Genomic DNA, 18,873 nt, shown 5'->3' on the forward strand with positions numbered 1-18,873 from the left:
CCTGACCCTCTGGTTTGCCTATAGGCGCATAGGCCTACCTTATGCCAGCGCTCTTCTCGGAATGATCTGGGCTGCCTATCTTCAATCCGGGCACTGATAAGGCAGGAAGCTGCCTTCAAAGATCGTTTCTTCTGGGGCTTTAGCTCGCTGGGCGGGCTATTTGGCCGCAGAGCCCTTCTCTGCTGGTGTCCTATTGGCCCTGCTCCTTTTTAGCCCGGTACGCCGGCCGAGGATGCCGCAAGGGTGAGGAGGACGGACTAGCGCAGGAGGAAGGCTGGGGGCACCCTCCCTTCCTGGAGGAGCCGCCTCGCCCGGGGAAGAGCCTCCGCCACCTCCCGGGCGGGCTCGGCCTCCACCTCCAGGTAGAGGTCCAGGGCCACCCCCAAGGCGTCAAACCCCGAGCCCAGGTTGGCCAGGGTGGCGGGGACATAGAGGCGGGTTGGGTGATCCATACGTCCTACACCGCCCCCAGAATACCAGGAGCTTTCTGGGGTCTTGACAAGAAGAAGAAGAAGAAGCCCTATCTTAGGGGTGAAGGTGGTGCAATGAAGCTGGCCACGCTAGGAGGGCTTGTGTTTATGGTCTTGGGTTTGCCGGTGGCCATGGCTCAGGCCATGCCCTTCCCTCAAGAAGGGCCTTCTTGCCCATTGCCGGGCGATGAGATGGTGAAACCTTTTGAGAAAGCGGGGGTGGAGGAGCAGGTTTCGCCCCTCAGCTGTGGCGCCCAGCCTTGTCTGGATCCGGGGGATGGCGGGGGTGGCGGAGGTGGATCAAGCCTCAATCCTGTCTGCTTCCTTGTCTGTCGACAGGTTTGCCGACCGGTTGTTGAGTATGCTTGTAGGCGCGTTGGGGGTGCGTGGTCTTGCGAGGCCGTTTCGCGAATTGTTTGTACCGAGGTTTGCCAAAATGTTTGTAGGTAGGAGGTGCTGCTATGGATAGATTTCAAAGGCTTTGGGGTCTTGCAAAGAGAACGCTAGCCTTGGGCATTTCTGTTGGGCTAGGGCTCTTAGCCCTCCGGTTTGAGGGTGTCCTCGGACCCGCTACCTTTGCCCTTGGGGTTATCTCCGGGGCCCTGTTGGACTATGTCTCCCTTGGGCAGGTGCGCTTAACGAACAGGAAAGAAGTGGTGGCTCTCCTAGCAGCCACTTTGGCGGTTGGTTATTTCGTTGAGCTGGTTAGCCCGGGGTACTGGACCCGTTTCCTTCAAGGACCCGCCGGTACCCCGTATTTTTTGGGGCTTTTCCTGGGCGAGCTCCTTTTCTACTCATATAGCAAGGCCGAGGGTAAGGTTATCCGCTGAATGAGGGCAGGAGGAGGCGCTCATACCCGGGAAAAGGGCCAGGGCGCCTGCCCTCCTTCCAAAAGCCTCCGCGCCCGGGGAAGAGCCTCCGCCACCTCCCGGGCGAGGAGCCCCACCCCCTTTTCCCCGGCCCGGAGGTCCCCGGCCAGGCCGTGGAGATAGACCCCAAGCCGTGCCGCGTCAAAAGGCCTAAGCCCCGCCGCCAGCAGGGCGGCGATGGCGCCTGCCAGCACGTCCCCCGTCCCCCCCGTGGCCAGGGCGGGGTTGCCCGTGGAGTTCAGGGAAAGCCGCCCGCCTTCCGCCACCACCGTAGGGTTCCCCTTGAGGACCACGGTGAGCCCTGTCCGCTCCGCCAGGGCCCGGGCCGCCCCCAGGGGGTCCTTCGCCACCTCCTCGGGAGAAGCCCCAAGGAGCCTCCCCGCCTCCCCCGCATGGGGGGTGAGGACGGCGGGGACGCCCGCCTTCCGGTAGGCCTCGGCCACCTCGAGGTGAAGGGCGTCGGCGTCCAAGACGGTGGGGAGACGGGCCTTTAGGGCCTCTAGCGCCCACTCCCTGCCCCAGGGCCCCCCGCCCATGCCCACCGCCAGGGCCTCCACCCGCATGGACGGCAAGGCAGGCGCCTGGACAGGGTGGAAGACCGCCTCGAGGGGCTCTAAGGGTGTGCCCTCAGGGGCCACCAGGTGCACCAGCCCCGCCCCCATGCGGTAGGCCCCCAGGGCGGCCAGCACCGGGGCCCCAGCGTAGCGGAGGCCTTCGCCACGAAAGCCCCCCAGGATTCCCACCCGGCCCACGCTGCCCTTGTGGGCCGTGAGGGGGCGCTTGGGCAGGAGGGGAAGAAGCCCCTCTGGGGTAGCGATCTCGGGGAGGTCCTCCCGCTCTAGGAGGGCTTTAGGGAGGCCGATATTCGCCAGGAAGAGTTGCCCGCAGGCCTCTCGCTTGAGGAAATGGGGGGGTTTGAAGGCGGCGAAGGTCACGGTGGCCGTGGCCCGCACATGGGGGAAGAAGGGAAGCCCCGAGGGCAGGTCCAGGGCCAGGATGGGAAGCCCAGAGGCGTTCATCCTGTCCACCAGGCCGCCATAGAAGCCTTCCAGGGGCCCTTTCAGCCCGGTGCCGAAGAGGGCATCCACCAGAACCTCCTCCCGGTTCCAAAGGGCCTCCTCGAGGGGGCGGATCTCTAGCCCCTGGGCCAGAAGGGCTTGCCGTGCGGAGAGGGCATCCCCCCCTTGGCCTTCCGCCGCATAGACCCGCACCGGTACCCCCTCTAGAAAGAGGTGCCGGGCCAGGACCAGCCCGTCCCCGCCGTTATTGCCTTTGCCGGCCAGGACCACGGCGGGCCGGTTTCCAAAAAGCTTCCGGTAGACCCATGCCGCCTTCATCCCCGCCCACTCCATGAGGAGGAGGGAGGGGTAGCCCATCTCCACCGCCTTCCCGTCGGCTTCCCGCATGGCCTCGGGGGTGAAGAGCCTCAAGGGGGTGGCCATGGCTTCTAGAATACTCCTGGAGGGGAAGGCCCCATGGAACTACGGCAGGCCCAGTCCAGGCTCAAGAAGGCCCAAAGGGTAGCGGTCCTGACGGGGGCGGGCATCTCCAAGCCTTCCGGCATCCCCACCTTCCGCGACGCCGAGGGGCTTTGGAAGGAGTTCAACCCCCTGGACTACGCCACCCCGGAGGCCTACGCCAGGAACCCGCAAAAGGTCTGGGAGTGGTACGCCTGGCGCATCGCTAAGGTGCGGGAGGCCAAACCCAACCCTGCCCACCTGGCCCTGGTGCGCCTCGAGGAGGAGGTCCTGGCGCGGGGTGGGGCCTTTCTCCTGGTCACCCAGAACGTGGATGGCCTCCACAGCCTGGCGGGAAGCCATAACCTGGTGGAGCTTCACGGCAACATCCTTAGGGCCCGGTGCGAGGCCTGCGGGCACAGATTCCCCCTTCCCGACCCCTTTACCCCTCCTCCCTTCTGCCCCCTTTGCGGGCGTAGGGCCCGGCCCGACGTGGTTTGGTTTGGGGAGCTTCTGCCGGAAGGGGCCTGGGAAAGGGCGCAGGAGGCCTTTTCCCAGGCGGATGTGGCTCTGGTGGTGGGCACCAGCGCCGAGGTGGAGCCCGCCGCCTCCTTGGGCCGCATCGCCTATGTTGGTGGGGCCTACCTGATAGAGATTAACCCCGAGCCCACCCCCCTTACCCCCTTGGCCCACCTCTCCCTAAGGATGGGGGCCGTGGAGGGCTTAGGGGCGCTTTTGGCCCAGGACGGCCCAGATCCTTCGGCCTCTGGCTGATCCTGCCACCTTAAGCCGGGCTGGGGTGGTGCTCCTCCTCAGGGTGGGGGCCCCGAGGTCTTGGCCGATGTGGTGCGCTTCTTTTGGGTTGGACCTCGGATGTGCTGGGGGCCTCGAGGCGGCCCTCACCCCTGGCCGCCTTTAGCCTTCCTCCCTCCGTCCGCGGAAGACCAAGCGGAAGGGCACCTCTTTAAGGCCCAGGTCCTCACCCACGCGGTTTCTCAGGTAGTTTTCAAAGGCCCGGGTCACGAACTCGGGGTGGTTCACGAAGAAGACGAAGGTGGGCGGGGCCACCTGGGGCTGGGTGGCGTAAAAGATTTTCAAGGGTTTGCCCTTGAAGTTAGGGAGTTGCACCTTGGCCGTCCAGACGGAAAGCCAACGGTTGAGCTCGGTGGTGGGGATCCGGGTATGGTTGAGCCCAAAGAGGCGCACCGCCTCGCTGAAGATCTTCTCCAGGTTCTGCTTGGTGAAGGCGGAGGTGTACACCCGGGGCAGATGCTCCAGATGGGCAAGCTTTTCCTTAAGCTCCCGGCGCACCTTGGGGGCCTCCTCCTTCCTCACCAGGTCCCACTTGGTGATGACCAAGAGCACGGGTTTCCCCTTTTCCAGGGCGTGGTTGGCCAGCTTGAGCTCCCGGTCCCCCACCTGGAAGGGGTCTAGGACCAGAAGGACCACGTCGGCCTCCTCTATGGCCTTAAGGCTTCGCCGGATGGCCAGCTCCTCCACCAGGGTTTCCGGGCGCTTGCGGATGCCGGCGGTGTCCACCAGGACGAAGGGTTGCCCGCGGAAGGTGAAGTGGACGTCAATGGCGTCTCGGGTGGTGCCGGGTTCCTCGGAGACGATGACCCGCTCTTCCCCCAGGATGGCGTTGAGAAGGCTGCTTTTCCCGGCATTGGGCCGGCCCACGATGGCGAGCCGGATGCCCGCCACCTCAGGCTCGGACTCAATGTGCCTTACGGGAAGTTTGCACCAGATGGCCTCGAGGAGCTCCTCCATTCCCCGGTTGTGTTCGCTGGAGGTGGGGATGGGGTCGCCAAAGCCCAAGGCGTAAAGAGGGCCCAGGTAAAGCTCGTGCTTGGGGTCGTCCACCTTGGTGGCCACCAGGATCACGGGCTTGCCCTTTTTGCGCAGGTACTCCGCCACCTCGTAGTCCGCCTGGGTGAGCTCCGAGCGGCCGTCCACGGCGAAGAGGACCACCTCGGCGTCCTCTAGCGCCTGGTCCACCTTTTCCTGGATCTTCTTCTCCCAGCGGTCCCCCGACCATAGCCCCCCGGTGTCCACCAGGAGGAAGCGGCCCTGGTCGCTTTCCACCACGCCCTCCTTGAGGTCGCGGGTGACCCCGGGAACATCGGCCACCACCGCGCTCCTTTTGCCCAGGAGGCGGTTGAAGAGGCTGGATTTGCCCACGTTGGGCCGGCCTACGATGACCACCTTATGCATCTTCACCCCAGCAAATAAGGGTGGGGAAGCCCCCACCCCGCCTTTTCTCAGTGTAGCACAAAGGGTATACTTCCGGAGTATGCGGCAGCTTGCGGGCTTGGTCCTCAAAGCCTTGGGGTGGCGGTACCACATGCCCCCGCCCCCCAGCAGGAAATACGTGTTGATCGGTGCGCCCCACACCTCCAACTGGGACTTTTTGGTGGGGCTTCTCGCCCTTTTGGCCTTGGGCATCCGCGCCCGTTGGCTCGGGAAGAAGGAGCTTTTCCGTCCCCCCTTGGGCTGGCTCTTGCGGCTCCTGGGCGGCATCCCGGTGGATCGGTCTCGCCGGAACAACCTGGTGGAGGGCGTGGCGGAGATCTTCCGGCAGGAAGAGGAAATCGCCATCCTCATCACCCCTGAGGGCACCCGGGGGAGGGCGCCTTATTGGCGTTCGGGTTTTTACTACATGGCCCTCAGGGCGGGGGTTCCCATTGCCTTGGGCTACGTGGACTTCCGCAAAAAGGAGATCGGGATTGGCGGCTACCTCTGGCCCAGCGGGGACCTGAGGCGGGATTTTGAGGCCATCCGGGCCTTTTACCAGGACAAGGTGGGCCTAAGGCCTGAAAAGCAGGGGCCTATTCGCATCCGAGAGGAGGAGGCCGAGGAGGTGGCCTAAAGGGGTTCGGGGTAGACTAGTCCCATGGAACAACCCACCCCCTTGACGGATCCAGAGCGCACCTGGGCGGCGGTGGCCCACCTAGCTCCTCTGGTGGGGTACTTCATCCTCATTGGCCAGATCCTCCTGCCGCTGGCCATACTCCTATGGGGTCCCAAGAGCCCCTTTGTTCAGGCCCACGCCAAGGAATCCCTAAACGGCCAGATCAGCTACACCCTTTACGGCCTGGCCCTTTTCCTCCTGGCCATCACCGTGGTGGGGCTAGTGGTAGCCCTTCCTTTGGCCTTGGCCCTTTTGGTTCTGGTCCTTTGGAACATGATCCAGGGGGCTTTGGCAGCGGGAAGAGGGGAACATTACACCTACGCCCTTATCCTGCGCCTGGTGCCCTAGCCTCCAGGACTACCAGCGCCAGGGCATAGCCCCTTTCGTGGCTTAGGGAAAGGTGGGGCACTAGGCCCTGGGCTCCAAGGCGGGCTTGGAGCTGTGGGGCAAAGCGTAGAACCGGTTTTCTCCCCTCCATCCCCACCCAGACCTCTTTCCAGGAAAGGCCCTCGGGCCAGCATTTCTGGAAGGCCTCCTTGGCGGCGATCCGGGCTGCTAGGCTCGGGACGGGGTCTTGGTGGCGGAGGGCGTAGTCCAACTCTTCCTGGGTGAAAAGCCTCCTTAAGGCTTTCTCCCCGTGCTGCTTAAGGAGTTTCCGCACCCTCTCGATCTCCACCAAATCGGTGCCGATGGCTTGAATCATGGTTGGGACGCCTTTCCTTCCCGTGTCTACCTTTTCCCGCGGGGGCCGTCGTGCCCAAGGGGCATTTTAGCCGGAAAGGGCCCTTGAGCCTGGGGGGCTTTTCGTGCTAGGGTACGCGGGTGTTGCCCAAGGCCTTTCTCTCCCGCATGGCGGCCCTTTTGGGGGAGGAGTTTCCCCTTTTCCTAAGAGCCCTTACGGAGGGGGAAAGGAGCTATGGCCTTAGGGTGAACACCCTGAAGCTTTCTCCCGGGGACTTGAAAAGGATTGCCCCCTGGCCCCTAAGGCCCATCCCCTGGTGTCCGGAAGGATTTTACTACCCCCCTGAGGCCAGGCCGGGGCCCCATCCCTTCTTCTACGCTGGGCTTTACTACATCCAAGAGCCCAGCGCCCAGGCGGTGGGGGTGCTATTGGACCCTCAACCTGGGGAGCGGATTTTGGACCTGGCGGCAGCCCCCGGGGGGAAGACTACTCACCTCTTGGCCCGCATGGGGGGAAGAGGGCTTCTGGTGGCCAACGAGGTGGACGGCAAGCGGGTTAGGGGCCTTCTGGAGAACGTGGAGCGCTGGGGGGCGGGGCCGGCCGTGGTCCAGGCCCCACCCAAGGCCTTGGCCGAGGCCTTTGGTGCCTACTTCCACCGGGTCCTTCTGGATGCCCCTTGTTCCGGCGAAGGCATGTTCCGCAAGGACCCGGAGGCCATCCGCCACTGGGGGCCCTTGGCCCCCAGGAGGGCTTCTGAGGTGCAAAAGGCCCTTCTAGCCCAGGCGGCCAGGCTTCTTGGGCCTGGAGGAGTTCTGGTCTACTCCACCTGCACCTTTGCCCCTGAGGAGAACGAGGGGGTGGTGGCCCACTTTCTTAAGGAACACCCCGAATTCCACTTAGAAGAGGCCCGCTACCATCCCCTCTTTGCCCCGGGGGTGCCGGAATGGGGGGATGGCCACCCCGAGCTGAGGAAGACCGCACGCCTTTGGCCCCACCGCCTGGAGGGGGAGGGCCACTTTCTGGCCCGCTTCCGTAAGGAGGGAGGCACCTGGGGCACGCCTCCCAAAGAGCGCATCCCCCCCTTGAGCCAGGAGGCCCGAAGGGCCCTGGGAGGTTTTCTGAAGGAAGCGGGTTTAGAGCTGGAGGGGCCCATCTGGGAGCGCTCGGGGCACCTTTACCTGGCCCCGGAGGAGATGCCTTCCTTGGCGGGCCTTAAGGCCCCAGCCCCTGGGCTCTACCTGGGACAGGTGCAGAAGGGCCGCTTCCGCCCGGCCAAGGCCTTGGCCCTGGCCTTTGGCGCCACCCTCCCTTGGCCCCAACTCCCTGAGGTGGCCCTTCTTCCGGAAGACCCCCGGGCTCTGGCCTTGGCCACGGGTGAAGGCGTGGCTTGGGAAGGGGAGGATATCCCCTTGGCCCTGGTGGTCCTGAAGACCGAGGTGGGGAAGTTCCCCTTGGACTTCGGCAAGGCCAAGGCCGGGGTCCTCCGCCCGGTAGGGGTGGAGCTTTAGGCCTTTCACCACAGGACGGAAGCGCCCAGGCCCCGCAGGGCTTCATCGTGAGATAGGAGGACAACCCTTTCCAAGAGGCTTTGGGCTACCAGCATGCGGTCAAAGGGGTCCCGGTGGTCTCCAGGAAGGGTGGGGGCTAGGAGGGCATGGGGGCCTTGGATAGGGAGTTCCCGGGCCTTCAGAGGTTCCAGCCAGCCAGGATAAGCGGACAGTACGGCCTCTCCCTGAGGAAACCGGCCCAGCCGGGATTTGATGGCTATTTCCCACAAGGAAGCCATGCTTACCAGGCGGGTGTTTTGGGAGTCCTCCAGCAAGCTTCTGGCGAGAGGGGAAAGGCGCTTGGGTTCTATCAGGGCGTAGAGGAGGGTATGGGTGTCCAGGAGAAGCCTTAGCCCTCCCATGCCGTTAACTCCTCCTCCGGCAGGGGGGCGTGGAAGGCTTCCCAATCTACAGGCCCCAGGTGGTTTAGGATGCCTAGCTTTACCCCCTTTTCCCAAGGTTCCAAGCGGGCCAAGGGGCGGCCGTAACGGGTGATGACGATCTCCTCCCCCCGGCGCACTGCCTCTAGAAGTTGGGAGAGCTTGGCCTTGGCTTCATGTACGCTCACCCTGCGCATAAGAAGATTAGACTAACTTGTTTGGTCAAAAAAACCAAGGTCCTCGAGGACCCCCCGCCAGGTGGCGAAGGCCTCCTTTAGGGTTTCCTCGGGAAGGGGCTCCACCACAAGCCGGCCTGGGGCCAGGGGCACCACCCAGTGGAGGCTTTGGGAGAGCTTCTTTTTGTCCCTCAGGAGATAGGGGAGAAGATCTTCCCAAAGGAGGAAAGGCAGGGGGGGTGGGCTGAGCCACCGGAGGAGGCGGAGGGCTAAGGAGGTCAGGTCCTCGCCCCCCAGGGCCCGGCCCAGAAGGGCCGCGTAGAGGAGGCCATAGGCCACCGCGGCCCCGTGGGGCAGGGCATGGCGGGTGTAGGCCTCCAGGGCGTGCCCCAGGGTGTGCCCCAGGTTTAAAAGCCTTCTTTCCCCTTTCTCCAAAGGGTCCCGCTCGGTGATGGCCACCTTCACCGCCACCGCCTGGGCCAGGTAGGCCTCGAGGCGGGGGCTTTCCGGGCCTAGGTCTTCCACCTGCAAAAGCCCCTCCTCCCCGGAGATGAGCCCGTGCTTGAAGGCCTCCACCAGCCCCTCCTTGAAGGTGAAGGCGGGAAGGGTTTTGAGGGTTTCCAGTTCCGCATACACCCCTTTGGGGAAGTGGAAGGCCCCCACCAGGTTCTTCCCCTCGGGGAGGTTGATGCCCGTCTTGCCCCCCACGCTGGCGTCCACCACGCTTAAGGTGGTGGTGGGGAAGGAGAGGTAGGGGATGCCCCGCAGGTAGGTGGCGGCCACGAAGCCTCCGAGGTCCGTAAGGGTACCTCCGCCCACCACCAGCAAGGTGGTGTTCCGGGGAAGGGCCCTTTGCGCCAGGAAGGAAAGCACCTGGCCATAGACGGCGAGGGTTTTGGCACCCTCCCCCCCTTCCACACCCAGACGGTGCTCCACCCTGAGCCTTTCAGCCAACTCCCGGGCGAAACCTTCCACCTGGCGGTCGTAGAGGAGGGCCAGGGGGCCTTCCAGGGGGGGTATCTCCTCCAGAACCCCTTCCCCAATCAGGATGGGGTAGGCAACCGGTTCACGCACGCTTAGCCTTCGCATATTCCCAAAGTTTCGCCACAATTTCCGCCACCACCTCTTCTACCCGGCGCTCGTCGGTGGAAACGTGGATGTGGGCCTCCCGGTAGATGGGGGTGCGGGCCTCGAGGAGGGTCCTTATCCTTTCTAATGGGTTTTCCACCTGCAAAAGGGGCCTTTCCCCGGGTTTGCGGGAAGCCCTTTCCAGGATGGTTTCCGGGCTAGCCCATAGGGCCACCACCGGGCCCCTATGGAGAAGCCTTTTGCGGTTTTCCGGGTCCATGAAGGTTCCCCCACCCAAGGAGAGGACCAGGTATTCCTTCTGCATAAGCTCCCCCACCGCTTCCCGTTCCATTTTTCGGAAGGTCTCCTCCCCCAGGTGGCGGAAGATATCGGGGATGGAGATTCCCGTGCGCCTTTCAATGTAACGGTCCAGGTCAATGAAGTGGAGCATGAGGGTGCGGGCCAGCTCCCGGCCAATGCGGCTTTTCCCCACCCCCATGAAGCCGGTGAGGCTTATGAAGGTGGCGGGGCGGGGGATTTCCAAACGGGCCATTGACTTATCCTATCTCGCCAGGCCGTCCTCCCGGGTCCACCCGGGACTGAGTGGGTAGGGCCATTTGCCAGCTCCCCCCCAGGTTAGGGCCACGGTGGGACGGTATCAGTAGGCCAGGACCCGGGCCTTGTACCGCTCCACCCTTTCCTGGATTTCCTCCAGGGTATCCCCACCAAACTTTTCCAGGTAGGCCTGGGCCAGCACGATGGCGGAAAGGGCACAGAGGATTACGCTGGCCGCGGGCACCGCGGTGACATCGGAGCGCTCCCTGGCGGCATCCGCGGGCTGGTGGGTCACCACATCCACGGTGGGCAGGGGTTTCATCAGGGTGGCAATGGGCTTGAGGGCGGCCCGGAGGATGAGTTCTTCCCCCGTGGTCATGCCCCCCTCGAGGCCCCCCGCCCGGTTGGTCCGGCGGTAAAACCCCCGCTCCGGGCTCCAGTAGATGGCATCGTGCACCTCGGAGCCGCGTTTCATGGCGTTTTGGAAGGCGGGGCCGATCTCCACCCCCTTTACCGCGGGGATGGAAAGGGCCATCTGGGCCAGGCGGCCATCCAGCTTGCGGTCCCAGTGCACATGGCTCCCTAGGCCCGGCACCAGGCCGCGGAAGCGGGCCTCAATCACCCCGCCTAAGGTGTCCCCTTCCGCCTTGGCCTCATCTATGAGCCTTATCACCTGGGCTTCCGCCTCAAGGTCGGTCATGCGCAAGGGGCTTTCCTCAATGCGGGGAAGGAGCTCCCAGGAGAAGGGAACTTGGCTCCAGACCCCAGCCATCCCCGGTACATAGCCCACCCCTTCCACCCCTAGGAGGCTTAAGAGCTTTAGGGCCACCGCTCCTACCGCCACCCGCATGGCGGTCTCCCGGGCGCTGGCCCTCTCCAGCACGTCCCTTAGGTCCTTGTGGCCGTACTTGATGCCTCCGGACAGGTCGGCGTGGCCCGGGCGAGGGGCGGTGAGGGCCTTTTTACGGGGCTCGTTTCCCGGGGCGGGGTCCATGATCTCCACCCAGTTGCGGTGGTCGGTGTTCCGGATAGCCAAGGCCACGGGGGCTCCCGTGGTCCGCCCGGCCCGGATACCGGCCCGGAACTCCACCCGGTCGGTCTCTATGACCATGCGCCTGCCCCGGCCATACCCCTTCTGCCTTTTCTCCAGCCAGGGGTTGATGTCCTCCTCGGTAAGGGGAATACCGGCGGGTAGGCCCTCAATGATGGCCAGAAGCTCGGGGCCATGGGACTCGCCTGCGGTGAGAAACCTCATGGGCCCATTGTAGGGTAGATTCCCCCAGGTTTACCGCAGGAAGGTAGGGAGGGCCAGAATGGCCGCCAAAAGGGCCACGCACCAACAAAGCCAGGGAAGCCTAGACCCTTTGGGCCCTGCCTCCCTGGCCATCTAAAGAGGCTAGCGGCTTGCGGTTTCCTTGACGATATCGGCGGTGATGACCACTAGAAGCTCTCGGTCCGTGGTTTCCTGGCTCCTTTGCTTGAAGAGCTCCCCGATCAAGGGGATGTCCATGAGGAGGGGGACTCCCTGTTGCACTTGGTTGTTCTCCTGGGAGGTAAGGCCTCCCAGGACCACCGTCTGCCCGTCCCGCACCCGTAAGGTGGTGGTCACCACCTGCTTGGTGAAGCGGTCCACATCCCCGTCCACGGGGTTGCGCTGGACGTTTCCGGAAACCTCCGCCTTGATGTTGAGGAGGATCTGCCCGTCGGCGGTGATCTGGGGGGTGACCTCCACGATGATGCCGATGTCAAAGGGCACCCGCTCCACCCGATTATCCACCACCCGGCGGATGAGGAAGGTTTCCCCAGACTGTAGGCGGGCGGTCTGGTTGTTGAGCACGGTTTGGTTCACGTCCCTTAGGGCCCGGGAAAGGCCTTGGCGCTGGAGGGCCTCGAGGGTGGCGAGGATGTTGAGGGCGGCCAGGCTCCGGGTGCTATCAAAGATGAGGGATAGCCCTGTGTCCAGGATGCTGGCCGCCACGTTGCCCCCAGCTATGGTGTTCCACTTCAGGCCCAGGTTGCGGGTGAAGTTGGACTGCACCTCCTGGATGCGCACCCTTAGGCTCACCTGGGGCACCGCCTGGTCCAGTTTGGGGATAAGGCCTTCCACCAGGGCCAGGTCCTCCTGGGTCCCGGTGACGATCAGGGTGTTGGTGCGCTCGTCCGCCACCACCGTGGCCTGGCGTCCTGGGGTTTGGGGTTGCCCTGGACCCTGGCCTTGGGCCTTTTGGGCCTGCAAGGCCTCCTGGAGCACCTTGGCCAGCTCCGAGGCCTTGGCGTTGGAGAGCTGGTAGGAGCGTTGGAAGACGGGCGGACCCTGCTCCGGGGCCCGGTCGATCTGGGCCAGGAGGGTTTCCACCTCGGCCAGTTGCTTCTCCGTGCCCCGCACGGAAAGAACAGGTTGCCCGGGCACCGTCTGCACCACGATGCCCGGCACCTCCCGGGCCAGGAAGGGGGCCACCTTCTCGGCGTCAGCGAAGCGCAAGGGGTAAAGCCGGCGCACCGTGGCCTCTTGGGTGGGCGGGGCCACCTGGGGGGGCACGTCCGCGGCCTTGAGGATCTCGGCGAAGAGGGCCTGGTCGGTTTCGGTGGCTTCCAGGAGGAGGGCTTTGGGGTTATTGGGGATGGCTTCCAGGCGGGCTCCTTTAAGCTCCTTTTCCAAGAGGGGCCTCAGTCTTTCCTGGGCTTCTTGGAAGGTAAGGTTTTGCAGGGCGTAGACGCGGCGCACCACCGGAGTGGGCTTGGGCACGTCGGCGGTCTTAAGGAGCTCGGCGAGGCGGGCATGGTCCTCTTCCGTGGCGGTGATAAGGGCTCGCTTGGGGTCGGTGGGGACGGGGGCAATCTGGGCGCTAGGTACCTGGGTTTGCAAAAAGGGGAGAAGCTCAGGGAAGGCGGCGTGGGTGAGGGTGTAGGTCCGCTCCACCCGGGGCTTGGGAAGGGTGAGGGGGGGCAGGGGGCGGAAGTCAATCCCCGCCCGCTGGAGGATATCGGAGAAGCGGGCGTGTTGCTCGGGGGTGGCCAGGACCGAGAGGAGAGCCCTGAGCTTCCCCCCTTCCTCCACCACGATCCAGTTCACGCTAAGCCCCGAGGCTTCCCGGGAGAGGAAGGGGAGGAGGTCGTTTTGCACCCAGTCCTTGGCCCCTTGTATGTTGACCAGGGTACGGGCCTGCCCCTGGGCATCGGTTTCCGTGCGCCGGTAGGCGATCTCGGGGATGGCCACCAGGTAGGGCTTCCGCTCCATGGCCCCGGTGCGGCTGGGGGCGTCCACCAAGGCGGTGATCACCTGGGTGGGGGCCACCACCACCACATCCGGGGGCAGGAGGAGGTAATCCAGGTTGAACTGGGTGCCGTAGGTGGCGAAGAGGAGGTCCCAGACCTCCCGGAAGGGCTTGCCCTGGAAGTCCAGCTTGATGTTGGGCAAGGGGGGCTGGGCCTTGGCCGGGTCCCCGCTGGCATCGTAAGCCCGGTAGATAAGGGGCTGGAGGCCTACGCTTCGGGCCAGGGCTTCCAGGACCACATCCAAGGGCAGGGTGAACCCGGTTCGCACCTGGCTTTCGGAAACCTTTAGGTCCACCCTGGCGTCAAAACGGGGTTCCTGGGGCAGGCTTCCCGCCAGGGCATCCGGGCCCAAGGCTAAAAGGGCAGGCATCAATACGGTTATCAGGGCTTTCCTCACTGGCCACCTCCCGCTTGCGTATTTTCTAAAGCGATTTCCAAACTCTCGTCCTTCAGGGCCAACACCAGGCGGTCGCTTTCTATGCGCCGGATCACCGCTTCACTGTTGGGGAGAGGGCTGCCCACGGGTAACACCAGGTACCCCTCCTTGCTTTCCAGGATGGCCACGCTCACCGGGCCTAGAAGCGTGCCTGCCAGCTTGAGTCCCCTTTCCTCCACCAGGGTTCGCAAAGGGGTTTTGGCAGGGGTGGGGACAGGTTCGCCCTTCCCTTCCTCTGATGGTGCTTGGGTGGGCAAGGGGGTTTCCACAAGCCCAGCCGGTGGGGTGAGGATGGGAGGGGCTTCCAACTCAGCCTTGGGTGTTTCCGCCCGGAAGGCTGGCGCCAGCACCTTGGGAGCAGGCAGGGCCCCTTGGCTCCCGGGAAGGGGTCGGGGTGGCGTTTGGGCCACGGTGGGGGCGGGCAAGGGGGTTCCGGGGCTCACCCGTACAGGGGCTCCCGTGGGCACGGGCTGGGGTCTGGGGGCTGGGGTAGGGGTGGGCAGGGGAGCAGGGGGTGGGGCCTCCGCCACCAAGGGCACGAAGGGATTGGGGAGGGGAGCTTCCTTTTGGGGTTGCGGCACCGGCACCGGGGCTCGGGCCTTTGCGGCTTCCGTGGCCTGGGGTCTTTCCGCCTGGGCCTTAGGGGGTGTGGGTCCTGGAGAGGGCGGGGTTGCCGTGGCTTGAGGCTCCGCCTGGAGGGGAGGGATGGGAGGTGCCTCTATGGTCTTGGGGGTGGCCTGGGGTGCAGGGACAGGGATGGGCTCGGCCACCGCGGGCACCTGGGCGGGCAAGTAGAGGCCCACGTACCAGATCGCCACGGCGCTCACCAAGAGGAGGCCCGCCAAAAGGATCTTGGTGGACTGGGGTAGGTTCCGCCAGGCCTCGACCAGGCGTGGGAGAAGGGATTTCACCGACCACCTCCTTGTCCTCCTGGCGGCGATGGAGCTCCTTGCGTCTGGGTAGCGCCTTCAGGCTGGCCGAGGTCCTTGGCCAGCACGTAGAGGGTTAGGGTCAAGCTGGTGGAGAGAAGGGGGTTTACGTCCTGACCCTGGACGCTGAGGTTAACCCCGGAAAGAGAGCTAAAGCGGGAAAGCTCCTCCAGGCGCTTCAGGTAGGCATAGGTCTCGGGGAAAGGCGCCTCGAGGGAGAGGGCCAGGTTCACCGCCCGCACCTCGGGTACCGGGGCCGAGGTGGGGGAGCGGGTGAAGGAACGTACCGTGACCCCGCTTCGCAGGGCCTCGGTCAGGATCTCGTTCAAGACCTGGGCCAGGCGTTCTTCTCGGGGAAGGGCCCTGAGGAAGGCCTGGCGCTCCGCTTGCAATTCTGCGATGGCCGCCCGGAGTTCAGGCAGGGCCCGCTGGGCCTGGCGCCCCCTATTCCGCTCGGGGATGAGCCTCTCAATCTCTTGGCGCACGGTTTCCGTTTCCTGGCGCATGGGGACGATGAGGAGGAAGTACCAGAGAAGGGCCACCACCAGGGTGAGGGCGATGGCGATCAGGGCCCATTCCCGCTGTCCCAGCCTAGCGAGCACTTTCCTCACCCCCCACCAAGCCCACCCGGGCGCTGAAGGTGTAAAGCCCCCGGTTCTGGTCCAAGGAAGCCCCTTGGAACTCTATGCCAAAGCGGGGGGAGGTTTCAAAAGCCCGCACGAAGCTCACTAGGGCGTTTTGGTTTAGCGCCTCCCCCTGTACGGTGAACTCCACCCGCACCCGCTTGCCGTCAAAGGTGCCTGCCTGGGCCATCCGGGTGGCCTCCTCCTCGGGAATGGCCCGGGTGCCCACGGAGCGCAGGGCCACGGGAAGCCGCCCCCCTTCTTGGGGAATCTGGCGGATGAAGGTGGCCAGATAATCCGACCAAGGGACAAAGCTCTTCTTCAGGCCTTCCCGGATGGCCAGGAGGGCCTCGAGGGCCTTCCTTTCCTGCTCCAGGCGGTTTTGCTCGGCGATGAAGGGTTTCAGGGCTTCCACCTCGGCCCTTAGGGCGTCCCGCTCCGCCTTGGTTTGGGTAAGCTCCGTATACGCTCCGTAGTGGAGGATTCCCAGTACCGAAAGCACCACCAGGGCAAAGGTGGCTGCCGCTAGGCGCCACCAGCCTGGTTCCACGCGCCGGCGCAGGTTTTTGGGGAGGAGGTTAAGCCTAATCAAGGGGCATCACCCCCCTTAGGGCCAGGCCCACGGGCACCATGAACTCTGCGCCCAACTCCCTTAGCTTTTCCAGGTCAAAGCGCTTGGGATCCACCTGGATACCCTGCCAGGGGTCGGGGACAGTGAAGTTGACCCCCAGGGTATCCGTGAGGAGGGTGGCGAGACCCCGAAGCCGGCTCCCCCCGCCATAGAGGTACCCCACCTCTGGTTGCATATCCCCCAGTTGCACCCGGAAGAACTCTAGGCTCCTGCGGATCTCCTGGGTGAGCTCCACCAGCCCGGGGCGGATGGCGTCGTAGATCTTGGCGGGGCTGTACCGCTCCCTTTCGGCGTCAAAGTCCAAAAGAAGCTCCTCGTCCTCGGTGGGGATGGTGGCCAAGCCGTAGGTGCGCTTCACCTCCTCGGCGGTGAGGAAGTCCAGGCCGAAGCTCTTGCCGATGGCCTCGGTGAAGTCCTTACCGGAAAGGGTGAGGATCCTTACCGCCAAGGGGCGATCGCCTTTGAGAAGGACCAGGCTGGTGCTATCGGCCCCGATCTCCACGGCCACGGAAACCCCTTCCGGGTCGCTGGTGAGCTGGGCCTCCAGGGGATAGAGCCCGGCAAAGGGCTTTACGTCCAGGACAATGGGGGTCAGGCCGGCTCCCCGCAAGGCCTCCAGCAGGGAAGCCACCGCTTCCTGCCGGGCGGCCCCCACCATCACCTCCACCTGCTCCCCCTCGGCTGCCTCGGCCAGGGGGTCCAAGGGAGCAAAATCCAGCACCACCTCGTCTATGGGGAAGGGGATGTAGCGCTCCGCCTCCCAGCGCACGGCCTCCTCCATCTCCTTTAGGGGCATCTTGGGTACTTGCAGGGTGCGGAGGATGACGCTGGGGTTGGGCACGGCGGTGACCACATAGCGCTTGCGCACCTTGGCTTCTGCTAGGAGTTCTTTGAGTTCCTGGGCCAGGGCCTGGGGCTCGGTCACCACCCCTTCCACCAGGACCCCGGGGGTGAGGGGCCGGCTAGCGACGGCCCGCAGGGTAGGAGGATTTCCGGAAAGCTCCACCAGTTTTAGGCTCGCGGCGCCGATTTCTAGGCCTAGCGCCTCCACGCGGGGTTGGAATAGCCTGCGAAAACCTGAGAGCACCTTACCTCCTTAACCCTCGGCGACATAAGGGATATCAGCCTGCAACCATTATACGTGGTCTTGGCGGAAATGGGAGAGGGTATTCTTGCCGCCATTCCTCCCCCTATCCTAAAGGCATCTGCTTTAAGAGCACCCTACATCCCCTCGAGGGCCTCGAGGGGACAAGGGGTAAAGGCCTTTATAGGGCTTTAAGGGTGTCCACCACCGCCTTGGTAAAGGCCTCTGTGGTAGCAGTCCCTCCCAAGTCGGGGGTGCGGGGGCCCTTTTCCAGGGTTAGGTCCACCGCCTTCTCCACCCTTTTGGCGGCCTCCTTTTCCCCCAGGTACTCCAGCATCATGGCGGCGGAAAGGATGGCGGCGGTGGGATTGGCGATGCCTTGGCCGGCGATGTCGGGGGCGGAGCCATGCACCGGCTCAAAAAGGGCGGTGGTATCCCCGATGTTGGCGGAAGGGGCCAGGCCCAGCCCCCCCACCAGGCCCGCCGTAAGGTCGGAAAGGATATCCCCCAGGAGGTTGGTGGTGACGATCACGTCAAAGCGCTCGGGGCGCATGACCAGCTGCATGGCGCAGTTGTCCACGATAATGTCCTGCACGTTCACCAGGGGATAGTCCTTGGCCACCTCCCGCACCGTATCCAGGAAAAGCCCCTGGGTTACCGGGAGCACGTTGGCCTTGTGGGCGATGTGGAGGGTCTTCCTGGGCCGGCCTTCCGCCAGCTTCAAGGCCACCCGCCCGATGCGCTCACTGGCTTTCCTGGAGATCACCGCATCGGCAATGGCCACATCCAAGTAGCGCCGTTCCTGCTCCACGTAAAGGCCTTCGGTGTTCTCCCTCACGATGATGAGGTCCACCCCATCCCGGCTTCCCGGTATGGGCCGGCTTTTGGCGGGACGCACGTTGGCGTAAAGGTCCAGCCTGCGCCTGAGGTAGCGGATGGCCCCAAAGAAACCCGGCACCTTGCGGGTCGGGCTGGTGGCGGCGCCGAAGAGGGTGGCCTGGCAGGAAAGGATTTTTTCCACGGTTTCCTCGGGGACAGAAACCCCTCTTCGCTCAAAGGTCTCCCAGCCCGCCTCGGCCTCCACAAACTCTATGGGTAAGCCGGTGGCTTCCAGAACCTTCCTGGTCGCGGGCACCACCTCGTGGCCGATGCCGTCCCCTTCTATCAAGCAGATGCGGTACGCCATGTTGCCTCCGGACTTGGGAGCAAGCCCCCTTGGGAATATACACTACACCACTCTTGCCCATGGGGACGATGGCTTTCTGCTCTAGGCCCGTAGGGCAAGGAGGATGAGGACCCCAAGGAGCAGGGCCAAAACCCGTAAGGCTGCCTGGCGCCTGGGAAGCCGTCTCCCACTGGCCCTTAAGGCTCCTTCCACCACCACCCCGGCTATGCCCGCCAGGACGAAGAGGTCTCCTAAACTGGCCGCCTTGCGCAAAGGGGGAAGGGCGATAACATCCCCCAGGAAGGGGAGGCGGGTGGACTCGTCCAGGAGGGTATGGACGGCGTCGCCCCTGGTTTTTAGAAGGTCCTCCCAGCCCTCAATGCCCGCCTTTTTTAAGGCATCTAGGCTGACCGGCATGTGGCCTCCGTTGGCAAAGATAACCAGCGTATTCAAGGCTAGACCCAGGAGGACCAGGTAGAGGCTTTTCAGGTGCCGGTTCTGGTAAAGCCCATAGCCCACCAGTGCGAGGACCAGCGTCTTGGCCAAGGGGCCCGCCCACTCGGGCCGGAATAAACCGCGGTAGGTACCATAGGCCAAGCCCCCCTCCGCCAGGG

Annotated in this window: 19 protein-coding genes and 1 pseudogene; 4 read left to right on the top strand and 16 right to left on the bottom strand. The window is 64.5% G+C overall.

What is annotated here, in order from left to right; translation table 11 throughout:
* Window positions 1-326 precede the first annotated feature (326 nt).
* Window positions 327-452: pseudogene (locus L0D18_RS04285) on the bottom strand (homoserine kinase); the annotation flags it as partial.
* Between the two features lie 868 nt (window positions 453-1,320).
* Window positions 1,321-2,769, bottom strand: coding sequence for an NAD(P)H-hydrate dehydratase (locus L0D18_RS04290; RefSeq protein WP_243027813.1), 1,449 nt, complete (start codon window positions 2,767-2,769; stop codon window positions 1,321-1,323).
* 45 nt (window positions 2,770-2,814) lie between these two features.
* Here L0D18_RS04290 and L0D18_RS04295 point away from each other — a divergent pair, with 45 nt between their 5' ends.
* Window positions 2,815-3,570 carry an SIR2 family NAD-dependent protein deacylase gene (locus L0D18_RS04295; protein WP_243027590.1) on the top strand — a complete coding sequence of 252 codons (756 nt, stop codon included), beginning with the start codon at window positions 2,815-2,817 and terminating at the stop codon, window positions 3,568-3,570.
* Window positions 3,571-3,711: 141 nt separating this feature from the next.
* Here L0D18_RS04295 and der read toward each other — a convergent pair whose 3' ends face one another.
* Window positions 3,712-5,010: a ribosome biogenesis GTPase Der gene (gene der / locus L0D18_RS04300; RefSeq protein ID WP_243027591.1), complete on the bottom strand. Its 1,299-nt coding sequence runs from the start codon at window positions 5,008-5,010 to the stop codon at window positions 3,712-3,714.
* 79 nt (window positions 5,011-5,089) lie between these two features.
* Here der and L0D18_RS04305 point away from each other — a divergent pair, with 79 nt between their 5' ends.
* Together L0D18_RS04305 and L0D18_RS04310 are read left to right on the top strand one after the other, a co-directional pair.
* Window positions 5,090-5,665, top strand: a complete 576-nt coding sequence (locus tag L0D18_RS04305; RefSeq protein ID WP_243027593.1) for a 1-acyl-sn-glycerol-3-phosphate acyltransferase — start codon at window positions 5,090-5,092, stop codon at window positions 5,663-5,665.
* A 24-nt stretch (window positions 5,666-5,689) separates the two neighbouring features.
* Window positions 5,690-6,055, top strand: coding sequence for a DUF4870 domain-containing protein (locus tag L0D18_RS04310; protein WP_243027594.1), 366 nt, complete (start codon window positions 5,690-5,692; stop codon window positions 6,053-6,055).
* Here L0D18_RS04310 and acpS read toward each other — a convergent pair.
* Complete coding sequence (gene acpS / locus L0D18_RS04315; protein ID WP_243027596.1) at window positions 6,033-6,410, bottom strand: holo-ACP synthase; 378 nt, start codon at window positions 6,408-6,410, stop codon at window positions 6,033-6,035. The genes L0D18_RS04310 and acpS overlap by 23 nt on opposite strands.
* A 119-nt stretch (window positions 6,411-6,529) precedes the next feature.
* Here acpS and rsmF point away from each other — a divergent pair, with 119 nt between their 5' ends.
* On the top strand, window positions 6,530-7,897 hold the full coding sequence (gene rsmF, locus L0D18_RS04320; protein ID WP_243027597.1) for a 16S rRNA (cytosine(1407)-C(5))-methyltransferase RsmF: 1,368 nt from the start codon (window positions 6,530-6,532) through the stop codon (window positions 7,895-7,897).
* 5 nt (window positions 7,898-7,902) lie between these two features.
* Here the strand turns inward: rsmF and L0D18_RS04325 are convergent, their stop codons facing one another.
* From L0D18_RS04325 to L0D18_RS04380, 12 genes are all read right to left on the bottom strand, one after another.
* Window positions 7,903-8,298 (bottom strand): type II toxin-antitoxin system VapC family toxin, encoded by a 396-nt coding sequence (locus L0D18_RS04325; protein WP_243027599.1) that lies wholly within the window; start codon window positions 8,296-8,298, stop codon window positions 7,903-7,905.
* Window positions 8,286-8,513, bottom strand: a complete 228-nt coding sequence (locus L0D18_RS04330; RefSeq protein WP_243027601.1) for a type II toxin-antitoxin system Phd/YefM family antitoxin — start codon at window positions 8,511-8,513, stop codon at window positions 8,286-8,288. The genes L0D18_RS04325 and L0D18_RS04330 overlap by 13 nt, the downstream gene beginning before the upstream one ends.
* Before the next feature lie 12 nt (window positions 8,514-8,525).
* Entirely contained in the window at window positions 8,526-9,581 is a 1,056-nt protein-coding gene (locus L0D18_RS04335; RefSeq protein ID WP_243027603.1) for a 3-dehydroquinate synthase, read from the bottom strand.
* Complete coding sequence (locus L0D18_RS04340) at window positions 9,559-10,113, bottom strand: shikimate kinase (RefSeq protein WP_243027604.1); 555 nt, start codon at window positions 10,111-10,113, stop codon at window positions 9,559-9,561. The genes L0D18_RS04335 and L0D18_RS04340 overlap by 23 nt, the downstream gene beginning before the upstream one ends.
* Before the next feature lie 105 nt (window positions 10,114-10,218).
* Window positions 10,219-11,370: a chorismate synthase gene (gene aroC / locus L0D18_RS04345; RefSeq protein WP_243027605.1), complete on the bottom strand. Its 1,152-nt coding sequence runs from the start codon at window positions 11,368-11,370 to the stop codon at window positions 10,219-10,221.
* A gap of 141 nt (window positions 11,371-11,511) precedes the next feature.
* On the bottom strand, window positions 11,512-13,761 hold the full coding sequence (locus tag L0D18_RS04350) for a secretin N-terminal domain-containing protein (RefSeq protein ID WP_243027606.1): 2,250 nt from the start codon (window positions 13,759-13,761) through the stop codon (window positions 11,512-11,514).
* 23 nt (window positions 13,762-13,784) lie between these two features.
* A complete protein-coding gene (locus L0D18_RS04355; RefSeq protein WP_243027607.1) occupies window positions 13,785-14,738 on the bottom strand; it encodes a competence protein in 954 nt (317 codons plus the stop codon).
* Complete coding sequence (locus L0D18_RS04360; protein ID WP_243027814.1) at window positions 14,735-15,358, bottom strand: type IV pilus inner membrane component PilO; 624 nt, start codon at window positions 15,356-15,358, stop codon at window positions 14,735-14,737. Before L0D18_RS04360 ends, L0D18_RS04355 begins: the two co-directional genes overlap by 4 nt.
* The gene (locus tag L0D18_RS04365) at window positions 15,348-15,971 is read right to left on the bottom strand and encodes a flagellar protein FliT (protein WP_243027608.1); all 624 of its coding nucleotides are present in this window, start codon (window positions 15,969-15,971) and stop codon (window positions 15,348-15,350) included. The genes L0D18_RS04360 and L0D18_RS04365 overlap by 11 nt, the downstream gene beginning before the upstream one ends.
* A complete protein-coding gene (gene pilM, locus L0D18_RS04370) occupies window positions 15,964-17,097 on the bottom strand; it encodes a type IV pilus assembly protein PilM (protein WP_243027609.1) in 1,134 nt (377 codons plus the stop codon). The genes L0D18_RS04365 and pilM overlap by 8 nt, the downstream gene beginning before the upstream one ends.
* Window positions 17,098-17,275: 178 nt before the next feature.
* Window positions 17,276-18,280: a homoisocitrate dehydrogenase gene (locus L0D18_RS04375; RefSeq protein ID WP_243027610.1), complete on the bottom strand. Its 1,005-nt coding sequence runs from the start codon at window positions 18,278-18,280 to the stop codon at window positions 17,276-17,278.
* An 81-nt stretch (window positions 18,281-18,361) separates the two neighbouring features.
* Window positions 18,362-18,856 (bottom strand): DUF5317 domain-containing protein, encoded by a 495-nt coding sequence (locus L0D18_RS04380; RefSeq protein ID WP_243027611.1) that lies wholly within the window; start codon window positions 18,854-18,856, stop codon window positions 18,362-18,364.
* Between the last annotated feature and the right edge of the window lie 17 nt (window positions 18,857-18,873).

The sequence above is a fragment of the Thermus albus genome, from assembly GCF_022760855.1.
In the GTDB taxonomy this organism is placed as follows: domain Bacteria; phylum Deinococcota; class Deinococci; order Deinococcales; family Thermaceae; genus Thermus; species Thermus albus.